This window comes from Montanilutibacter psychrotolerans (genome assembly GCF_003719825.1).
GTDB lineage: Bacteria > Pseudomonadota > Gammaproteobacteria > Xanthomonadales > Xanthomonadaceae > Montanilutibacter > Montanilutibacter psychrotolerans.
This window is the reverse complement of record NZ_RIBS01000003.1, coordinates 170,277-189,052: the sequence shown is the minus strand read 5'-3', so window position 1 is coordinate 189,052 and position 18,776 is coordinate 170,277. Positions and strand designations below refer to the sequence as shown.

At 68.8% G+C, this 18,776-nt stretch carries 14 protein-coding genes; 9 read left to right on the top strand and 5 right to left on the bottom strand.

The window, feature by feature from the left end; all coding sequences use genetic code 11:
* The first annotated feature begins 26 nt into the window (after window positions 1-26).
* Window positions 27-2,018 (top strand): acyltransferase family protein, encoded by a 1,992-nt coding sequence (locus tag EER27_RS07620; RefSeq protein WP_123087438.1) that lies wholly within the window; start codon window positions 27-29, stop codon window positions 2,016-2,018.
* A 158-nt stretch (window positions 2,019-2,176) separates the two neighbouring features.
* The gene (locus tag EER27_RS07615) at window positions 2,177-3,826 is read left to right on the top strand and encodes an NAD+ synthase (RefSeq protein WP_123087437.1); all 1,650 of its coding nucleotides are present in this window, start codon (window positions 2,177-2,179) and stop codon (window positions 3,824-3,826) included.
* A gap of 522 nt (window positions 3,827-4,348) precedes the next feature.
* Here EER27_RS07615 and EER27_RS07610 read toward each other — a convergent pair.
* The gene (locus EER27_RS07610) at window positions 4,349-5,206 is read right to left on the bottom strand and encodes an outer membrane protein assembly factor BamD (RefSeq protein ID WP_123087436.1); all 858 of its coding nucleotides are present in this window, start codon (window positions 5,204-5,206) and stop codon (window positions 4,349-4,351) included.
* 81 nt (window positions 5,207-5,287) lie between these two features.
* On the opposite strand from EER27_RS07610, the gene rluD reads away from it, so the two are divergent.
* From rluD to EER27_RS07585, 5 genes are all read left to right on the top strand, one after another.
* Window positions 5,288-6,262 carry a 23S rRNA pseudouridine(1911/1915/1917) synthase RluD gene (rluD, locus tag EER27_RS07605; RefSeq protein WP_123087435.1) on the top strand — a complete coding sequence of 325 codons (975 nt, stop codon included), beginning with the start codon at window positions 5,288-5,290 and terminating at the stop codon, window positions 6,260-6,262.
* A 4-nt stretch (window positions 6,263-6,266) separates the two neighbouring features.
* Window positions 6,267-7,049: a peptidoglycan editing factor PgeF gene (gene pgeF / locus EER27_RS07600; protein WP_123087434.1), complete on the top strand. Its 783-nt coding sequence runs from the start codon at window positions 6,267-6,269 to the stop codon at window positions 7,047-7,049.
* Between the two features lie 71 nt (window positions 7,050-7,120).
* On the top strand, window positions 7,121-7,957 hold the full coding sequence (locus EER27_RS17065) for a PA3715 family protein (RefSeq protein WP_190285696.1): 837 nt from the start codon (window positions 7,121-7,123) through the stop codon (window positions 7,955-7,957).
* A complete protein-coding gene (locus EER27_RS07590) occupies window positions 7,941-8,513 on the top strand; it encodes a DUF4166 domain-containing protein (protein WP_190285695.1) in 573 nt (190 codons plus the stop codon). Before EER27_RS17065 ends, EER27_RS07590 begins: the two co-directional genes overlap by 17 nt.
* Complete coding sequence (locus EER27_RS07585) at window positions 8,503-8,970, top strand: thiol-disulfide oxidoreductase DCC family protein (protein WP_190285694.1); 468 nt, start codon at window positions 8,503-8,505, stop codon at window positions 8,968-8,970. The genes EER27_RS07590 and EER27_RS07585 overlap by 11 nt, the downstream gene beginning before the upstream one ends.
* Before the next feature lie 29 nt (window positions 8,971-8,999).
* Here the strand turns inward: EER27_RS07585 and EER27_RS07580 are convergent, their stop codons facing one another.
* Window positions 9,000-10,130: a saccharopine dehydrogenase family protein gene (locus EER27_RS07580; protein ID WP_123087430.1), complete on the bottom strand. Its 1,131-nt coding sequence runs from the start codon at window positions 10,128-10,130 to the stop codon at window positions 9,000-9,002.
* Window positions 10,131-10,431: 301 nt separating this feature from the next.
* Here EER27_RS07580 and EER27_RS07575 point away from each other — a divergent pair, with 301 nt between their 5' ends.
* On the top strand, window positions 10,432-12,039 hold the full coding sequence (locus EER27_RS07575) for a SulP family inorganic anion transporter (RefSeq protein WP_123087429.1): 1,608 nt from the start codon (window positions 10,432-10,434) through the stop codon (window positions 12,037-12,039).
* A gap of 3 nt (window positions 12,040-12,042) precedes the next feature.
* Here EER27_RS07575 and otsA read toward each other — a convergent pair whose 3' ends face one another.
* The 3 genes from otsA to otsB are packed head-to-tail and all read right to left on the bottom strand — an operon-like array spanning window position 12,043 to window position 16,005.
* Window positions 12,043-13,410, bottom strand: a complete 1,368-nt coding sequence (gene otsA / locus EER27_RS07570; protein WP_123087428.1) for an alpha,alpha-trehalose-phosphate synthase (UDP-forming) — start codon at window positions 13,408-13,410, stop codon at window positions 12,043-12,045.
* A 19-nt stretch (window positions 13,411-13,429) separates the two neighbouring features.
* On the bottom strand, window positions 13,430-15,208 hold the full coding sequence (locus EER27_RS07565; protein ID WP_123087427.1) for a glycoside hydrolase family 15 protein: 1,779 nt from the start codon (window positions 15,206-15,208) through the stop codon (window positions 13,430-13,432).
* The gene (gene otsB / locus EER27_RS07560; RefSeq protein ID WP_223807219.1) at window positions 15,205-16,005 is read right to left on the bottom strand and encodes a trehalose-phosphatase; all 801 of its coding nucleotides are present in this window, start codon (window positions 16,003-16,005) and stop codon (window positions 15,205-15,207) included. The genes EER27_RS07565 and otsB overlap by 4 nt, the downstream gene beginning before the upstream one ends.
* A gap of 148 nt (window positions 16,006-16,153) precedes the next feature.
* Between otsB and clpB the strand changes: the two genes are divergently transcribed.
* Window positions 16,154-18,739 carry an ATP-dependent chaperone ClpB gene (gene clpB / locus EER27_RS07555; RefSeq protein WP_123087426.1) on the top strand — a complete coding sequence of 862 codons (2,586 nt, stop codon included), beginning with the start codon at window positions 16,154-16,156 and terminating at the stop codon, window positions 18,737-18,739.
* Window positions 18,740-18,776 lie beyond the last annotated feature (37 nt).

Below are 18,776 nucleotides of genomic sequence, written 5' to 3'. Positions count from 1 at the left end.
ACCGGGCAGCCATCGGGCAGATCGGCATGAGTGAACTGAAATACCGCCCCGAGATAGACGGCCTGCGCGCGATCGCCGTGCTGGCGGTCGTGGTGTACCACGCCAGCGCGGCCTGGTTGCCCGGCGGTTTCGTTGGCGTGGACGTGTTCTTCGTGATCTCGGGCTACCTGATCACGTCGCTGTTGCTGCGCGAATGGAAGCGCCACGGACGCATCGACCTGATGGCGTTCTATGCGCGACGCGCTCGTCGCCTGTTGCCGGCGGTGTGGGTGGTGATCGCAACGAGCGTCGCCGCCGGATCGGTGCTGTTTGCACCGGGGCGCGCACTCGACGGGGTGGCGGACTCGGCGATCGCCTCGTTGCTGTTCGTGGCCAACCTGCATTTCGTGCGCATCACCGGCGGCTATTTCGATGGCCCGTCCGGGGAGATGCCGCTGCTTCACCTGTGGTCGCTTTCGGTCGAGGAGCAGTTCTACCTCGTGCTGCCGTTGCTGCTGATCGCGGTGCTGCGCTGGCGCGGCCCGCGCGCGGTGCCGGGCACGCTGGTGCTGGCCAGCCTGGCGTCGTTGCTGCTGGCCGAGAACTGGCTGCAGATCCGCGCATCGATCGCGTTCTACCAGATGCCCGCGCGCTTTTGGGAACTGGCGGCCGGCGGCCTGGTTGCGACGCTTGGCGTGCGCGGCCTCAAGGCCTGGGCGCCGCCGACTCTGCTGGCGACCGGGTTGTTGCTGGTGTTGCTGGCGGTGGCCTGGGGGCCTGGCGAGCACTTTCCCGGTGTGGGCGCGCTGCCGGCGGTGGCAGGCACGTGGCTGGTGCTGTGGGCAATCCATGACGAAGGGGCGCTTGGCTTGCCCGGTGTCGTGCTGCGTTCGCGGGTGATGGTGTTCTTCGGGCTGATCTCGTACTCACTCTACCTGTGGCATTGGCCATTGCTGGCGTTCGAGCGGATGCTCACGATCGGTCCCGCCAATCCGTGGGTTCGACTGGGCTTGTGCGCGTTGGCCGTGGTGCTGGCCTGGCTGAGCTATCGCTTTGTCGAAACGCCGTTCCGGCGGTCCATGCCCACGCTGCCGAAGCCGCGCGTGGTGGCGATGGGCGCTGCCGGCTCGCTCGCCCTGCTGGCCTCGGTTCTGGCGCTGGGGAAACTGATGATCGGGCCGCCGCCCGATGCACTGGTGTCGGCGGCCGAGAACGACCGTCCGGCCAACATGCGGCGATGCCACTACGGGCTCGATGACAGCATCGCCGGGTTGAAGCCGGCCTCCTGCCGCTCCTTGCCCGCGCGCGAGCCGGCACTGGTGATCTGGGGAGATTCCCATGCCCTTGCCTGGCAACCGTTCGGCTGGGAAGTGGCCAGCGCCGCAAACCAATCGGCGATCGGATTCACGCTCGACTCGTGCGCGCCGATCAGCAACTTTGCGACCCGGCGACCGGACTTTCCTGGGCATCGGGAGAAATGCCAGCGGCACAACGCACTGGTTCGGGACTATCTGCGCCAGCATCGCGTCGATACCCTCGTCATTGCGGCGCACTGGCTGGCGTACTTCCAGGATCGGCCGACCCACGCCGGCGAGGTGTTCCAGTCACCGGCATCGATCGCAACTGGCCTGGAGCAGGCGGTCGCGGAGGTGGCGCCCCGGGTCCGCCGGGTCATCCTGATCGAGCCCTCGCCGGCTCTGCTGGAGCGCGCGCCAAAGTGCATTGCCGCCGGTTTGCTCGACCGGTGCGCGATGCCGCGCGACATGTTCGACCACCAGGCGGCGCCGGCACGGCGGGTCCTGGCGAACATCGCGGCCAGGCACGACAACGTCGAAGTGCTCGACCCGCGCGACTTCTTCTGCAACGAGGTCGAGTGTCCGGTGCTGAAGGACGGCTACGCGCTGTTCTGGGACGACAACCACGTGTCATCGACTGCCGCGCGGGCGTTCGCACGCGCCTACCTGCGGGAACCCGCGCGCTGGTCGTTGTCCGGTGGCGGCACCCCGGGCGCCAACGCGCGCACCCTGCCGGTCCAATGAACTCGGCACGATCGTGCCGACGGCGGCGCCGGCGCCAGCGCCGGTGCTTTCTGAAACAATGCCGGCCTGCATGACACGCCCGCTGCCACCGCGACGACATTCGCGGCGGCCCTCCGGCCCGGTGCACCAGGTGCCGGGCGCAAAATCAGGTTCGCAACATGTCGACACAACTCCGCATCGCGCTTGCCCAGTTCGATTTTCCCGTGGGCGATGTCGCTGGTAATGCCACCCGGATCGCGGAATTCATCGCGCACGCGCGCGACGAGTTCGGCGCCGACATCGTGTTGTTCCCGGAACTGGCGTTGTGCGGCTATCCACCCGAGGACCTGCTGATACGCCCGCGCTTCCTGGCCGATTGCGAACAGGCTTTGCGCGGAATCGCGTCCGGCGTGCGCGGCATCACCGCCGTGGTGGGCTGGCCGCAGAGCGCCGGCAGCGTGGTCTACAACGCCGCCAGCGTGCTGCGTGACGGCACCCTCGCGCACACCTACCGCAAGCGCGAACTTCCCAACTACGCCGTGTTCGACGAACGCCGCTACTTCGATGTCGATCCCGATCGCGAAGACTGCGTGTTCGAGGTCAAGGGCGTGCCGGTGGGCCTGGTGATCTGCGAGGACCTGTGGTTCGCCGAACCGCTGGCCAGCACGGCCCGTGCCGGCGCGGAACTGGTGCTGGTGCCCAACGCGTCGCCGTTCGAGCGCGACAAGCACGCCCAACGAGACGGTTTGCTGGCGCAGCGCGTGGCCGAGACCGGCGTGGCGCTGGCGTACCTCAATACCGTGGGCGGGCAGGATGCGCTGGTATTCGACGGCGCGTCGGTGGTTGCCGATGGCGACGGCACCGTGCACCCGGCCGCTGCGGCATTCACCGATCAGTGGCTGGTGGTCGACTACGACGCGGCGACCCGCCGATTCACCGCGCTGCAGTGGCAGGAAGAGGGTGACGAGAGCCGCGATGCGCTGGCCTGGCGCGCAATCGTGCGCGGCACCGGCGACTACTGCCGGAAGAACGGGTTCACCAAGGCATGGCTGGGGCTGTCGGGCGGCATCGACTCGTCGCTGGTGATGGCCGTCGCGGTGGATGCGCTGGGCGCGGAAAACGTCACTGCGGTGCGCATGCCATCGCGCTACACCGCCGACCTCAGCAACGACCTTGCCGCGCAGCAGTGCGCCGCGCAGGGCGTGCGCATGATCACCGTGCCGATCGAGGCGCCGTTCCAGGGGTTCCTGGACACGCTGGCGAGCCAGTTCGAAGGCCAGGCGGTCGACGTGACCGAGGAGAACCTGCAGTCGCGCACGCGCGGCGCGCTGATGATGGCGCTCAGCAACAAGTTCGGCGGCCTGCTGCTGACCACCGGTAACAAGAGCGAGTACGCGGTCGGCTACGCGACGATCTACGGCGACATGTGCGGCGGCTACGCGCCGATCAAGGATCTGTACAAGACCGAGGTGTTCGCGCTCGCGCGCTGGCGCAACACCGTGGGCGGTACCGCGACCCACGGCGGCCTGGTGATCCCGCAGGCGGTGATCGACCGCCCGCCATCGGCCGAATTGCGCGAGAACCAGAAAGATCAGGACTCGCTGCCGCCGTACGACGTGCTGGACGCGATCCTGCTGCGCCACGTCGATCAGGAGCAGTCGCGCGACGAGATCGTCGACGCCGGTTTCGACGCGGCCACCGTCGATCGTGTCCTGCGACTGGTCCGGATCAGCGAATGGAAGCGCCACCAGGCCGCGCCCGGTCCGAAGGTTTCACGCCGCGCGTTCGGCCGCGAACGGCGCTACCCGATCAGCAACGGCTACCACTAGCCGCCGGCAGGCGGGATGCCGCCGCCCGCCCGTGCGACTGCGCCTGAAACGACAACGCCGCCCCGAGGGCGGCGTTGTCGTTTGGCGCCGGGATGGACCGGCAGGGCGGCCTGCACTGCAGGCGGTCCCGGTTCAGTCGTTGTCGAGCGCCGACTTCTCGCCCGCGAACGGGTTCAGCTTGCGCCAGTTGCTCGGGTAGCCGCGTAGGATGGGTTGAGCGTAGCGATACCCATCGCACGCCATGGCAGCCGATGCGCCAGCTGCAATCCCGAGGGCGCCGTGGGTCGGCCTGACAGATTCCGCAGTCGCCAGGAGTGCTGCCTTCGCTCCCGCCTGGATCCCGGTTGATGGGTATCGCTGCGCTCAACCCATCCTACTTCGCTAGTCGGCATACCGGCAGGCGGGATGCCGCCGCCCGCCCGTGCGTCTGCGCCTGATACGACAACGCCGCCCCGAGGGCGGCGTTGTCGTTTGGCGCCGGGATGGACCGGCAGGGCGGCCTGCGCTGCAGGCGGTCCCGGTTCAGTCGTTGTCGAGCGCCGACTTCTCGCCCGCGAACGGGTTCAGCTTGCGCCAGTTGCTCGGGTAATCCGGCCAGTTGCCGCCGAAGTACGGGTGGTTCGGCGAGGTCTGCTGCAGCAGGGTCTTGGCGTCGCCGGCCAGGGTCTGGTTGCCCAGCTTGTCGTAGGCCAGCGCCATCGTGGCGATCGCATCGTCCTGGTAGGCGGACTGCGGGTAGGTGTCGAGCAGGTACTTGGCGCGGTTGGCGGCGGCCACCCACGCGGTGCGGCGCAGGTAGTACAGCGCGGTCTCGAGCTCGTGGCGGGCGAAGGTGTCGCGCAGCGCGGCCATGCGGTTGCGTGCTTCGGCGGCGTAGCGGCTGTTGGGGTAGCGCTCCACGACGATCGAGAAGTCGTTGTAGGCCTGGGTCGGGGTGGCCAGGTCGCGACGGCTCGGGTCCAGGCGCCAGACCTTCTGCAGGAACACCGTGTCGCGGTTGGAGTTGGCCAGGCCGCGCAGGTAGTACAGATAGGCGATGTTGCGGTGGGTCGGGTAGGTGCGGATGAAGCGGTCGATGCTGCTGACCGCGTCCTCGTGCTTGCCCGCCTTGTACTGGGCGTAGGCGGTTTCGATCAGCGCCTGCTCGGTGTGCGGGCCGTACGGGTACTGGGCGACAAGGCGCTTGTAGGTGGCCTCCGCGCCGGACCAGTTGCCGTTGGTCATCGAACGATGGCCCTTGGCGTACAGCTCCTCGACCGGGGCGCCTTCGTCCGCGTCCTTGTCCTTGAACATCTTGCCGAAGCGGGCGCAGCCGGAACCGGCAACGGTGACGATCAGCAGCAGGGTCAGCAAGCGCAGCGGGACGGAACGGAAGGTCATGGCAGGTTTCAACGGGCGCCGAGGGCACGAAGCGCCGATAATAGCAGCCCCGCGACGCGCCTCCTTGAATACCGCCTGCCCATGAACCAGTCCGACCTCCCCCTGCAGGCCATCGTCCCCGACAGCTCCGCCGGGCGCCGCTTCGACGCGGTGCTTGCCGAACTGTTCCCGGACTACTCGCGTTCGCGCCTGTCGGCGTGGATCAAGTCCGGGGACGCCCTCCTGGACGGCCACGAAGCCCGCCCGCGCGACCCGGTCCGCGGCGGCGAAACGGTGACCCTGGCCGTGGTGCTGGACATCCAGACCCACTCCGAGCCCGAGGACATCTCCCTGGAGGTGCTGTACGAGGACGAGCACGTGATCGTCATCGACAAGCCCGCCGGGCTGGTGGTGCATCCGGGCGCGGGCAACCCGACCGGCACCCTGGTCAACGCGCTGCTGCACCGCGACCCGTCGCTGAACGCGCTGCCGCGCGCCGGCATCGTCCATCGCCTGGACAAGGACACCTCCGGCGTCATGGTGGTCGCGCGCACCTTGCCCGCGCACACCGCCCTGGTCGAGCAACTGTCCTCGCGCGAGGTCCATCGCCAGTACCTGGCGGTCGTGGTCGGCGCGCTGGTGTCGGGCGGTACCGCCCGGTTCGCGATCGATCGCCACCCCCGCGACCGCATCCGCATGGCGGTGCGCGAGGACGGCCGCGACGCGGTCACCCACTACCGCCTGCGCGAGCGCTTCCGCGCCCACACCCTGCTGGAGTGCCGCCTGGAAACCGGTCGCACCCATCAGATCCGCGTGCACATGCAGCACCTCAAGCACCCGATCGTCGGCGACCCGCTGTACGGCGGCCCGCTCAAGCTGCCCAAGGGCGCGACCGATGCGCTGATCGAGTCGCTGCGCGGCTTCAAGCGCCAGGCGCTGCATGCCGAGACCCTGGAGTTCGCCCATCCCATCACCGGTGAGCCGGTGCGCTGCAGTGCGCCGATGCCGGCCGACATGCAGGCGCTGGTTCGGACCTTGCACGACGACACCGCCGCCGCGGCCGAAAAGGCGCGCTGAGCCCATGGCCGCGTGGCTGGACGCCGACTGGCCCGCGCCGCGCGGCGTGCGCGGGCTGACCACGCTGCGCTACGGGGCCGGTGTGTCGCAAGCGCCCTTTGACAGTTTCAACTTCGGTAACCGCAGCACGGCCGATGGCGACGATCCGGCCGCGGTCGATCGCAACCGCGCGTTGCTGTGCGAACTGGCCGGGCTGCCTGCCGCGCCGCGCTGGCTGCGTCAGGTGCACGGCACCACGGTGCGTCGCTTCGACGGACCCGACGCCGACGGCGTGGACGCCTGCGATGAACCCGAGGGCGACGCGGCGGTGACATCGACCCCGGGCGTAGTGCTTGCGATCCTCACCGCCGACTGTCTGCCGGTGCTGTTCTGCGCCGACGACGGCAGCGAGGTTGCGGCCGCGCACGCGGGTTGGCGCGGACTGGCCGACGGCGTGCTGGAGGCCACGGTGGCGGCGATGCGCACGCCCGCCGATCGCGTGATGGCCTGGCTCGGTCCGGCCGCGGGGCCGCAGGAATACGAAGTCGGCGTGGATGTGTACGACGCTTTCGTTTCGCGCGACTGGTCCGCCGGCGCGGCGTTCGTCAGCACCCGGCCGCATCACTGGAAGGTCGACCTCTACGCGCTGGCGCGTCGGCGACTGACCGCCGCCGGACTGGAGCCGGCGCGCGTCCACGGCGGCGGGCTGTCCACGATCGCCGAGCCGACGCGATTCTTCTCGCATCGCCGCGACCGCCGCAGCGGGCGGTTGGCGTCGCTGGCGTGGATCGATCCCACGCGCGGTTGATGCCGCCTTCACGACCCGCTGGCGGCCGACGGGCTTCGCCGACAGATTTCCCCCATCTCCGGAAGGATCCGATGACGCATTCCCTGCTGACGAGTCTGTTGCTCGCCACTGCCATGCTGCTGTGCCCACGCGTCGCGCTGGCCTGCGACGACGCCACGCTGGCCAGCGTCCTGGGCGCGGCCTACCCGCGTTCGAGCGTGCACGACGACGGCCTGCAACTGCGCCTGCACGACGGCTCGCGCGTGATCGACCTCGCCCAGGTGCAATGCAAGGCGTGGCCGGCGCAACCGGAACTGACGCTGCTCGCGGTGACGCTGCTCGAACCCTCGGCCGCGGTCGAGGAGGCCGAACAGGGCCAGCCCATCGGCGTGGCAGACCTGGAGGTGCTGGTGGTCGACAGCGCCACGTTGGCGGTGCGCCATCGCCATCGCGAGAACGGCGTGTTGACCTCCGATGCGATCGGCGTCACCGGTCTGAACCTCGACACGGCGTTGTACCGGCTCGGCCCGAAGGTGCTCGCCTTCGGCGTGCGCATCGCGCGCACCGGCGCATCGCGTGCCAATCCCTTCAGCATCGAGAGCCTGCGCCTGTACGTCGTGCGCGATGGCGCGCTGCAACCGGTGTTGCGCAACCTTGCGGTGGGCCGGGCCAGCGGCGAATGGGACACGCGCTGCGTTGGCCGGTGGCGCGACATCACCCGCACCGTCGCAATCGGCGAGCCGGGGCCGTCGGGCTGGGCCGACCTGCTGGTCTCCGGACAGGTGGTCGATTCCGTTACCGCCGAAAAGGGCGGAGAGTGCGACGAGTCCGAGCACCACGAATCGCAGCAGCAGGTGCGTCTGCGGCACGATGGCGCCAGCTACCCGGTACCCGAGGACTGGAGGGGGTTCGATGACCACTATCTCTGAGTTTCCGTCGGCGCATCCGGCGTCGACGCTGTACCAGCGGGTGCTGGGCAATCGCTACGACGAGCTGGCGCCGGGATTGCGCTGCCTGCACGAACGCGACGGACGCCACGTCTACCGCGGCAAGGTGGACATCGTGCGCGGCGACGGTCTGCTCTCCCGCCTGTGCGCCTGGGTGACGCGATTGCCACCGCGCGGACGGGGGCCCATCAAGGTGGAGATCATCGCCGGCGACGGGCGCGAGCAATGGACGCGCCGCGTCGGCACGCATTCGATGCGCTCGCGGCTATGGGAACACGATGGGCTGTTGTGCGAGCGGCTCGGGCTGGTCACGTTCGGATTCCGCATGGCGGTTGCCAACGATCCCGAGCACGGTCAGTTCATCGACTGGCGCGTGGCCCGCGTGCGCGCACTCGGCATCCCGTTGCCGCTGTCCTGGTTTTCCGGCGTTCATGCGCGCGAGTACCTGCGCGATGGCCGCTACCGGTTCGATGTCGGCGCGTCGCTGCCCATCGCCGGGCGGCTGGTGCACTACAAGGGCTGGCTCGATGTCGAGTGAGGCGCCCGATGGCGCCGCGGCACGTGCATCCGCCGCGCGCACGGGCGGCGCGACCATCGTGTTCGATGGCGTCTGCGTGCTGTGCAACGGCTGGGTGCGATTCCTGCTGCGTCACGACCGCCACGGCAGGTACCGGTTTGCGTCGATGCAGTCGGTCAGTGGCCGCGCCCTGCTCACCGCGCACGGGCTGGATCCGGACGATCCATCGTCGTTGCTGCTGATCGAGCACGGCCAGCCGGGTGTCCTCGCGCGCGCCAGCACCGATACCGACGCAGTGCGCCGGGTGCTGGCGGGCCTGGGCGGCGCGTGGCGCGTGGCGCACGCGATGGCGCTGATGCCGCGTTTCGCGCGCGACGCGCTGTACGTGCGCGTCGCACGCAACCGGTACCGCTGGTTTGGCCGCCGCGATGTCTGCGCTCTGCCCACGCCGGAGCAGGCCGTGCGATTCCTCGACTGAGGCGCAGCCGGGGCTACAGACAGGCACGGCTACAGCGCAGGCAAGACCCGCAGGCTGGTCTCGACCGAGAGGCCGTCGAGGGCCTGCAGGAACTCATCGAGCGTGAACAGGTCCACGCAGGCTCGCGCGCCGCCGCCCGGCAACGCGCCGCGGGCGAGCTTGCGGGCCAGAATCACCGCCGCGGTGGCCGGCACCTGGGGGCCGTCGCCATCGTGCGCCAGCAACGTCCACTGCAATCGCAACGGCCGGCCCGCCAGGTCGAGTCCGCGCAGTTCGATCGCCATCACCCCGGTGTCGCTGCCGGCATTGATCCACCGCTGGCTGATTGCGAGCAGGCGCTCGGCGAACGGCGCCAGGCTGCGCAGCAATCGCGCGCGCACCGCCCAGCTCGCCAGCCACAGGCCCCAGTGCATTCGGCGCAGCTCCAGGCCGGCGCGGAAGTCGCAATCGCGCAATTGCGGGTAGCGCGCGGAAAGTACGTCCAGGTCGGGCACTTCGCAACGCGCCAGCCAACGCGTGCCCGCGCCGCGCACGCGCAGACGACGCAGCGATTGCCAGCCGTGCACGCTGGTCCAGCGCCCGTCGCGCAGCAGCCGGTACGGCTGGCCGACGTAGCCGAGGATCGCGCGCGTGGTGGCCAGCCCGCGATCGGTGCGATTGCCCGGGCTGATCGCCGCCTCAATCGAATCCAGCCGCGAGAACTGCGGCAGCAGGTGCTCCACCACTGCCGTACTGAGTCCCGGCACGCTGCTGGCGCCGGCGATCACCCAACGCCAGGCGGCTTGCGCGGCGGCATCGAGTGCGTCGATGCCCCGCACGAATTCACGGCCGTCGGCGAGGTCGACGTAGTGCGCGCCGCAGGCCAGGCACGCGCGGGCGACGCGGTAGTCGCTGCCCTGGAACGGCCCGGCCGTATGGATCACCAGGTGCGGCGCCAGCGCCGCCAGCCGATCGGCGAAGTCGGGTGCGCCGAGGTCGATCGCGACGGCTTGCAGGCCGGCCAAGGCACCGTCGGCGAGCCGGTCGACCAGTCGCTGCGCGGCATCGACGTGCCGCCCGGAAACCAGCAACAGCAGGTCCGCATCGCGCGCGAGCGCGGCGACGATGCGTTGGCCGAACTGGCCGTAGCCGCCCAGGACGAGGATGCGGAATATGGGCATGCGTCGATGGTACGCAAGCGGTCACGTGGCGACGGCGAAGCACGCGCGGTGCGCCCCACGGTATCGAGGGCAATGGCGAGTGCAATGCCAAGCGTCCGACCGGAGGAGGCAGTCGCGCCCAGACGATCGCGCCGAGGAAATCGCGCCGCGACAATCGCGCCGTTGGCACCCGCCGCGGCAAAGCCGGACGGGGCACCGCCTCCGTACACTCCGCCAAGGCGCCCCGGCGCCCGCAAACGACCCTGCATCCCGCCCGCGCGCCGTATCGTGCGTGGAACCACCACCCGCCCCGGAACCTCCGATGCCCCCTTCCTCCTCGCCGCGCTGGTTTGTCGCCGGCGACATCAACGGATTCTTCGGCCTGGTGGTCGACAACCTGTCGATCCTCGGCTTCATCGCCGCGGCCCTGGTGGGCATCTTCGGCTTCCCGGCCGAGGTGGTGTTCGCGCGGATGTTTCCGGGCACGGCGCTTGGCGTGCTGGTCGGCAATCTGATCTACACGGTGATGGCGCGACGGCTCGCGCAACGCACGGGTCGCGACGACGTCACCGCCATGCCGCTTGGCCTGGATGCACCGACCAGCATCGGCATGGCGCTGCTGGTGCTGGGACCGGCGTTTGTCGCGTTCAAACAGCAGGGCATGGACGTGGCCGCCGCCGCGATCGCCACCTGGCAGCTGGGCATGGCGTCGCTGGTGGTGATGGGCCTGCTGAAGTTCGTGCTGTCGTTTGCCGGCGAGGCGGTGACGCGGCTGGTGCCGCGCGCCGGCCTGCTCGGGTCGATCGCCGGTATCGCGCTGGTGCTGATGGGATTCCTCCCGCTGGTGGAAGCGTTGCGCTCGCCGGTGGTCGGCTTCGTGACGCTGGGCCTGCTGCTGTACGTGCTGGTGGCGAAGGGGCGCCTGCCGGTGAAGTTGCCCGGTGTTCTCGTCGCGTTCGTGTTCGGCACCGCGCTGTACTACGCGCTCGGGGCGATGGGGTTCGGCGCAGCGGGCTTCGCGTGGCCGCAGGCGACGTCGCTCCAGGTGGTGCTGCCGTGGCCGTCGCTGGGCTTCATCGACGGTCTGCGGTACACCGTGCCCTACCTCCCGCTGCTGCTGCCGTTCGGCCTGTTGATGGTGGTCGGCGGCATCAACGTCAGCGAGAGCGCGCGAGCCGCCGGCGACGATTACCGCACGCGCGACATCCTGCTTGCCGAAGCCTTCTCGACGCTGGTTGCGGGCGTCTGCGGCGGCGTGGCGCAGACCACACCCTACATCGGCCAGCCCGCCTACAAGCACATGGGCGCACGCAGCGGCTACACGCTGCTGACCGGCCTGTTCATCGGCATCGGCGGCATGCTCGGTGTGGTGTCCGGGCTCGTGCAGTGGCTGCCCCTGGCCGTGCTGGCGCCGATCATCGTCTACGTCGCGCTGGACATCACCACGCAGGCGTTCCGCGCAACGCCGCCCCGGCACACGATGGCCATGGTGCTCGGCTTCCTGCCATCGGTGGCGTACATGCTGTCGATCAAGGTCGGCAATCCGGCCTGGATCGCGTCAGATCGGCTGGCGGCGCTGATGTCGGCCAGCGACGGCCACGGCTTGCCGGAAATGGCGGTGATCGTGGCGTTGGGCAACGGCTTCATCATCACCGCGATGATCTGGATCTCGGCCGTGGCGGCGATGATCGACGGCAGGCTGCGACGCGCGTCGATGTTCCTGATCGTCGGCGCGGTACTGGCCTTGTTCGGTGTGATCCACTCGGTGCACCCGCAGGGCGGCATCTACCTGCCGTGGATGCTGGAGGGCTTGCCGAGGCAGGTGTCGTGGCAGTTCGTGGGGGCGTACGCGGCGCTGGCGGCGCTGCTCGGGTTGCTGTCGCTGCAGGCCCGCCCGATCCTTGCCGACGACGTCGCCATCGCCGACTGACGATCATCCCTCGCGCAGTGCCCGCAGGTAGTCGCGTCGCCATGCGACGATGTCGTGCTCCTGTAGCTGCGCCATCATCGCCTGCCATCTCTCGCGTCGTTCGGCCAGCGGCATGGTGACGGCCATCTCGATCGCATCGGCGACGCCGTCGATGTCGTAGGGGTTCACTATCAGTGCCTCGTGCAACTCGCGCGCGGCGCCGGCGAACGACGACAGCACCAGCACGCCGGGGTCTTCCGGGTCCTGCGCGGCGACGAACTCCTTCGCGACCAGGTTCATGCCGTCGCGCAGAGGCGTCACCAGGCCGACCCGCGCCAGCCGATAGAAGCCGGTCAGCGAGGCATGCGGGTAGTTTCGGTTGACGTAGCGCATCGGCGTCCAGTCGGCGTCGGCGTGGCCACCGTTGATGTGACCGGCCAGTTGTTCGAGTTCGCCGCGCAGCGCGCGGTACTCGGCCACGCCGCTGCGCGAGACGGGGGCGATCTGCAGGTAGGTGAGCTTGCCGCGCTGGCCGGGATGGCGCTCGAGGTAGCGAGCGAACGCGCGGAAGCGTTCGGGCAGGCCCTTGGAGTAGTCGAGCCGGTCGACACCGATCGCCAGTGCGCGCCGCGACAGGCTGGCAGCGAGTCGCCGGACACTTGCCTTGCTGATCGCAGCCGCCGCCTGCGAAGCGATCATCGGCGTGTCGATGCTGATCGGAAACGCCCCCGCGCGAAGGCGATGGCCGCCATAGGTTTCCAGCACGCCGCTCCTGATCACACGTCCTCGCCCGAACAGGCGCACGTAATCCTGGAAGCGTTCCAGGTCGCGTGTGGTCTGGAACCCGATCAGGTCGTACGAGGACAGGTCCTCGAACAGTCTTGCGTGATCGGGCAGGGCGGCGAGCAGGTCCGATGACGGCATGGGCACGTGGAGGAAGAAGCCGAGCCGGCAGCGCACGCCGTGCACGCGGAGCTGCTGGGCCATCGGAATCAGGTGGTAGTCGTGCACCCAGATGGTGTCGTCGGTGTGCAGCAACGGCACGAGCTTCTGCGCGAACAGCGCGTTGACGCGTCGGTAGCCGGCGTGGGTTTCGCGGCTGTAGTCGACAAGGTCCATGCGGAAGTGCAGCAATGGCCACAGCGTGCGATTGGCGAAGCCGTCGTAGTAGTCGGCATGGTCGCGGTGCGACAGGTCCATCGTCGCGTAGTGGATGTTGCCGTCGTGCCGCTCGCGCAGCTGTCCCGAGGTTTCCGGGTCGATGCGTCCGCTCCATCCGAACCACAGCCCGCCGCTCTCCCGCAGGGCGCCGTGCACGGCAACGGCAAGCCCGCCGGCGCGGTTTTCGTCGGGCAACGTGACACGATTGGAAACTACGACCAGTCGACCCATGCGCGTGCTCCGTGCGTGCTCATGCGGCGTCCTGCCACGGTCTGCTCAATCGCATCGCGGCGATGATCAGCCCGACATGCGAATAGGTTTGCGGGAAGTTGCCCCAGGCTTCGCCGCCATCGAACTCGAGGTCTTCCGACATCAGCCCCAGTGGGTTGCGCCGGGCCAGGATGCGTTCGAACATCGCGCGCGCCTCGTCGATGCGGCCGATCGCAGCCAGCGCATCGATGTACCAGAACGTGCAGATCGTGAAGCTGGTCTCCGGCTCGCCGAAGTCGTCCGGGGCGATGTAGCGGAACAGCGCATCGCCACGCCGCAGCGCACGGCCGACCGCCTCGACCGTCGCCACGAACCGCGGATCGTCGGCAGCGACGAAGCCCAGGTCGGCCAGCAACAGCAGCGAAGCATCCAGGCGACTGCCGTCGAGCGACTCGACGAAGTGGCCCAGCCGCGCGTCGTAGGCATGCTCGAGGATCTTGGCCTGCATGGTGTCGGCCCGGTGGCGCCAGTGCGCGCTGCGGTCGGCCAGGCCGAGCTGTGCGGCGATCCGCGCGAGCCGGTCGCACCCGGCCCAGCACATCACGCTGGAGTAGGTATGCACCTCGGCGCGGCCGCGGAACTCCCACAGTCCGGCATCGGGCTGGTCGTACAACGCGTGCGCGCGCTCGCCGTGCGCTTCCAGTTGCTCGAACGTGGCGACGTCGCCGGGCCGGTTCAGGCGCTGGTCGAAGAACAGTTGGGTGGATGCGAGCACCACGCTGCCGTAGACATCGTGCTGGCTTTGCAGCCATGCCAGGTTGCCGCGCCGGACGGGCCCCATGCCGCGGTAGCCAGACAGGGAAGGGACGACGTCCTCGGACAACTCGCGCTCGAAGCCGATGCCGTACAGCGGCTGCATCTTGCCGTCGGCACTGGCGATGTTGAACACGTAGCCGATGTAGCCCTCCATCGTGCGCGTGGCGCCGAGCCGGTTCAGCGCACGCACCACGAATGCCGCATCGCGCAGCCAGCAGTAGCGGTAGTCCCAGTTGCGCACGGTGTGGGCCGCCTCGGGAATCGAGGTGGTCATCGCCGCGACAATCGCGCCGGTCTCCTCGTACTGGCACAGCTTGAGCGTGATCGCGCTGCGGATCACCGCGTCCTGCCATTCCAGCGGAATCGACAGGAAGCGAACCCATTCGCGCCAGTAGGCGATGGTGCGCTCCTCGGCGTGGCGGACGAATGCCGCCACCGGTCGGGTCAGCGATTCGTCCGGCCCGAGCACGAGGTGCAGCTCGCGGTCGAGCACGAACGGCGAGGCATCGCGCACCAGCCGCACCGGCACGTCGCTGGTCAGGCGTAGCGTGAAGCCGGGCACCAGGTAGCGGATGTGGTTGCTGCCCCAGGTGATTTCCGGCTGCGTCGCGCCGTAGTCGGCCAACGGCCGCAGGCGCACGCGCACGCGCGGACTTCCCGCCAACGGACGCACGCGTCGCAGCAGCATCACCGGTCGGTAGAAGCGCTCGTACTGGTGCCAACGCGGCGCGAAATCGGTGATTTCCACGGCGCCACCGTGGCGGTCACGCAACACCGTTCGCAGCACCGCGGTGTTGGCCAGGTAATGCTGCTCGGCAGTGACGAAATCTTCCAGTTCGATCGCGTAGTCGCCGCCCGGGTGCTCGTTGGGCGACAGCAGTGCGCAGAACACCGGGTCCCCGTCGAACGCGGGCACGCAGCCCCAGACGACGCGCGCGTGCTCATCGACAAGCGCGGCGATGCTGCCATTGCCGATGATTCCCAGGTCGAGGTTGGCCGTCATCCGTTCACCGGGCCTGAGGGCGCCAACCGCAACGCCACGTCGCGCAGCCAGGTGCGGGTCGCGTCCGGATCGTGGAGTGCGTGGTGCGCCGCGGTCGGCGTGCGCTGGCCGACCAGCACCGAGTGGCCACCGTGCGCGTTGATGGCGACAAAGCCCTGTTCGTCAGTGAGGTCGTCGCCGACGAACACCGGACGCCGGTCCAGGAACTGCGGATGCGACATCAGCGCGAGGATCGCGTGGCCTTTGTCCGCGCCGTCGGGGCGCAGTTCGAAAACGTACTTGCCCGCTTGCAGGTGGTAACCGGGAAGGCCGATCAGCGCCGAGGTCGCGAATTCGTGCAGCGGCTCTTCGGCGGCAGGCGAGCCGCGCCAGTGCAGGGCCAGCGTGGTGCCTTTGTCCTCAAGCAGTGCCCCGTCGAACTTGTCGACCAACGCCTGCGCCGCGTCGCGGACCAGGGCCAGTCCCGGTGGTGGCTGACCGGTGCTGGCCCACTCGCCGCCTTCGCGCAGTTCCAGGCCATGCAGGCCGGCCGCGGGCAGTTGCAGCGGTGCGAACAGGGCGTCCAGTTGGGCCAGCGGACGCCCGCTGACCAGCGCCACCGCACCGTCGAGCGCGATGTGAAGTCGCGAGAGGGTGTCCAGCAGTTCCGCCGGAACGCGCACTGCCTCGGGGCGATCGGCGAAATCGAGCAGGGTGCCGTCCACGTCGAGCAGCAGCGCCCAGTCGTGCAGGGCGGGCGGCGGAGGCGGTAAACGTGGCAGGTCGGCGGCCATGCACGGAATCTTGAACGAGCGCATGTAAGCATCCGGTGCAGACGCCGCGGCCGGTCCCGCGGCCTGGCGGCCAAGCGGGCCGTGCGCCGGGTCCGCTTGAATCGGCTGCCCCGGGTCCGCATTTCAGGAGGCATCGCGGCCTCGGGCCGCACCACATTCCGAGGGATTCCCGATGCGGATGGACAAGCTCACTTCGCGCTTCCAGCAGGCGCTCGCCGATGCGCAGTCGCTTGCGTTGGGGCGCGACCACAGTCTGATCGAACCGGCCCATCTGCTGGCCGCATTGCTGGAGCAATCCGGCGGCAGCACGCGGCCGTTGCTGTCGCAGGCCGGGGTCAATGTCCCGTTGCTGCGCGAGCGCGTGGGCGAAGCGCTGGAGAAACTGCCCAAGGTCTCCGGCCAGGCCGGCAACGTCAGTCTCGGCAACGACCTGGTCCGCCTGCTCAACGTCAGCGACACGCTGGCGCAGAAGCGTGGCGATGCGTTCATCGCCAGCGAGTGGTTCGTGCTGGCCGCGCTCGACGACGGTGGCGACGTGGGTCGCGCGCTCAAGGCGGCCGGTGCGAACAAGGCCAGGCTGGAAGCCGCGATCGAGAAGCTGCGTGGCGGCGAGACCGTGCAATCGGAAAACGCCGAGGAGCAGCGCCAGGCGCTGGACAAGTACACGATCGACCTGACCGAACGCGCCGAGAGCGGCAAGCTCGATCCGGTGGTTGGGCGTGACGAGGAGATCCGCCGCACCATCCAGGTCCTGCAACGGCGCACCAAGAACAACCCGGTGCTGATCGGCGAACCCGGCGTCGGCAAGACCGCGATCGTCGAAGGCCTCGCCCAGCGCATCATCAACAACGAAGTGCCCGAAGGCCTGCGCGGCAAGCGCGTGCTGTCGCTCGACATGGGCGCGTTGATTGCTGGCGCGAAATTCCGCGGCGAGTTCGAGGAGCGGCTCAAGGCCGTGCTCAACGATCTGGCCAAGAACGAAGGCCAGGTCATCCTGTTCATCGACGAGTTGCACACGATGGTGGGGGCCGGCAAGGCCGAAGGCTCGATGGATGCGGGCAACATGCTCAAGCCCGCCCTCGCGCGCGGCGAACTGCATTGCATCGGCGCTACCACGCTCGACGAGTACCGCAAGTACGTCGAGAAGGACGCCGCGCTGGAACGACGCTTCCAGAAGGTCTTCGTCGGCGAGCCGACGGTGGAGGACACCATCGCGATCCTGCGCGGGCTGAAGGAACGCTACGCGGTCCACCACGGTGTCGAGATCACCGATCCGGCCATCGTCGCGGCGGCCACGTTGAGCCATCGCTACATCGCCGATCGGCAATTGCCCGACAAGGCGATCGACCTGATGGACGAGGCGGCGTCGCGCATCCGCATGGAGATCGACTCCAAGCCCGAGGAGCTCGATCGCAAGGAGCGTCGCCTGATCCAGCTCAAGATCCAGCGCGAGGCGCTGAAGAAGGAGAAGGACGCCGAATCGAAGCAGCGCCTGGCCGATCTGGAATCCGAGATCGCCACGCTCGAGCGCGGTTTCAACGACCTGGTGGAAGTGTGGAAGGCCGAGAAGGCCGTTCTGCAAGGCGCGACCCGGATCAAGGAGCAGATCGAGCATGCGCGCCTGGAGCTTGAGGCGGCACAGCGCAAGCAGGACTTCGCGCGCATGAGCGAGTTGCAGTACGGCACGTTGCCCGAGCTGGAAAAGCAGCTGAAGGCCGCGCAGGAGGTGGAGACAAAGGGCTTCACGCTGCTGCAGGACAAGGTGACTGCCGAGGAAATTGCCGAGGTGGTCTCGCGCTGGACCGGTATTCCGGTCAACAAGATGCTCGAGGGCGAACGCGAGAAGCTGCTGAAGATGGAGGACGTGCTGCACGGCCGCGTGGTGGGCCAGCAGGAGGCGATCAAGGTGGTGTCCGATGCGGTGCGGCGCTCGCGAGCGGGCCTGTCCGACCCGAACCGCCCGAGTGGTTCGTTCCTCTTCCTGGGCCCGACCGGCGTGGGCAAGACGGAGCTGAGCAAGGCGTTGGCGGAGTTCCTGTTTGACAGCGGCGACGCGATGGTGCGCATCGACATGAGCGAGTTCATGGAGAAGCACGCGGTCAGTCGCCTGGTCGGCGCGCCTCCGGGCTACGTCGGCTACGAAGAGGGCGGCTACCTCACCGAGGCGGTCCGGCGGCGTCCGTACAGCGTGATCCTGCTCGATGAGGTGGAGAAGGCACACCCGGACGTGTTCAACATCCTGCTGCAGGTTCTCGACGATGGCCGCCTCACCGATGGCCAGGGGCGCACGGTCGACTTCCGCAACACGGTGATCATCATGACCAGCAACCTGGGCAGCCAGATGATCCAGGACATGGCCGGCGACGATTCACCCGAGTCCTACACGCAGATGAAGGCCTCGGTGATGGGTGTGGTGCAGTCGCACTTTCGTCCCGAATTCATCAACCGGCTCGACGACATCGTGGTGTTCCATGCCCTCGACCGCGAGCAGATCCGCGGAATCGCGCGCATCCAGCTCAAGGGCCTGGAGCGGCGGCTTGCCGATCGCGGCCTGAAGCTCGTGCTGTCGGACGACGCGTTGGGCCTGCTGGCCAACGTCGGCTTCGATCCGGTGTACGGCGCACGGCCACTCAAGCGCGCGATCCAGCAGCAGCTCGAGAACCCGCTCGCGCAGCGCATCCTCGCCGGCGAGTTTGTCAGCGGCGACACCGTGCAGGTGGACGCGGCGGGCGGGCAGCTGGTGTTCGGCAAGGCGTAAGCGACCTTCCAAAACATCCGCAATGCGCAACGGCCCG

What these genes read in the sequence shown, in the direction of transcription:
- EER27_RS17065 (WP_190285696.1), top strand. Translation starts at nt 7,121, where the DNA reads ATGACGCATTCCCTGCTGACGAGTCTGTTGCTCGCCACTGCCATGCTG.
- EER27_RS07580 (WP_123087430.1), bottom strand. Translation starts at nt 10,130, where the DNA reads ATGCCCATATTCCGCATCCTCGTCCTGGGCGGCTACGGCCAGTTCGGC.
- otsB (WP_223807219.1), bottom strand. Translation starts at nt 16,005, where the DNA reads ATGCGCTCGTTCAAGATTCCGTGCATGGCCGCCGACCTGCCACGTTTA.
- EER27_RS07585 (WP_190285694.1), top strand. Translation starts at nt 8,503, where the DNA reads ATGTCGAGTGAGGCGCCCGATGGCGCCGCGGCACGTGCATCCGCCGCG.
- EER27_RS07575 (WP_123087429.1), top strand. Translation starts at nt 10,432, where the DNA reads ATGCCCCCTTCCTCCTCGCCGCGCTGGTTTGTCGCCGGCGACATCAAC.
- EER27_RS07610 (WP_123087436.1), bottom strand. Translation starts at nt 5,206, where the DNA reads ATGACCTTCCGTTCCGTCCCGCTGCGCTTGCTGACCCTGCTGCTGATC.
- otsA (WP_123087428.1), bottom strand. Translation starts at nt 13,410, where the DNA reads ATGGGTCGACTGGTCGTAGTTTCCAATCGTGTCACGTTGCCCGACGAA.
- EER27_RS07590 (WP_190285695.1), top strand. Translation starts at nt 7,941, where the DNA reads ATGACCACTATCTCTGAGTTTCCGTCGGCGCATCCGGCGTCGACGCTG.
- EER27_RS07565 (WP_123087427.1), bottom strand. Translation starts at nt 15,208, where the DNA reads ATGACGGCCAACCTCGACCTGGGAATCATCGGCAATGGCAGCATCGCC.
- EER27_RS07620 (WP_123087438.1), top strand. Translation starts at nt 27, where the DNA reads ATGAGTGAACTGAAATACCGCCCCGAGATAGACGGCCTGCGCGCGATC.
- clpB (WP_123087426.1), top strand. Translation starts at nt 16,154, where the DNA reads ATGCGGATGGACAAGCTCACTTCGCGCTTCCAGCAGGCGCTCGCCGAT.
- EER27_RS07615 (WP_123087437.1), top strand. Translation starts at nt 2,177, where the DNA reads ATGTCGACACAACTCCGCATCGCGCTTGCCCAGTTCGATTTTCCCGTG.
- rluD (WP_123087435.1), top strand. Translation starts at nt 5,288, where the DNA reads ATGAACCAGTCCGACCTCCCCCTGCAGGCCATCGTCCCCGACAGCTCC.
- pgeF (WP_123087434.1), top strand. Translation starts at nt 6,267, where the DNA reads ATGGCCGCGTGGCTGGACGCCGACTGGCCCGCGCCGCGCGGCGTGCGC.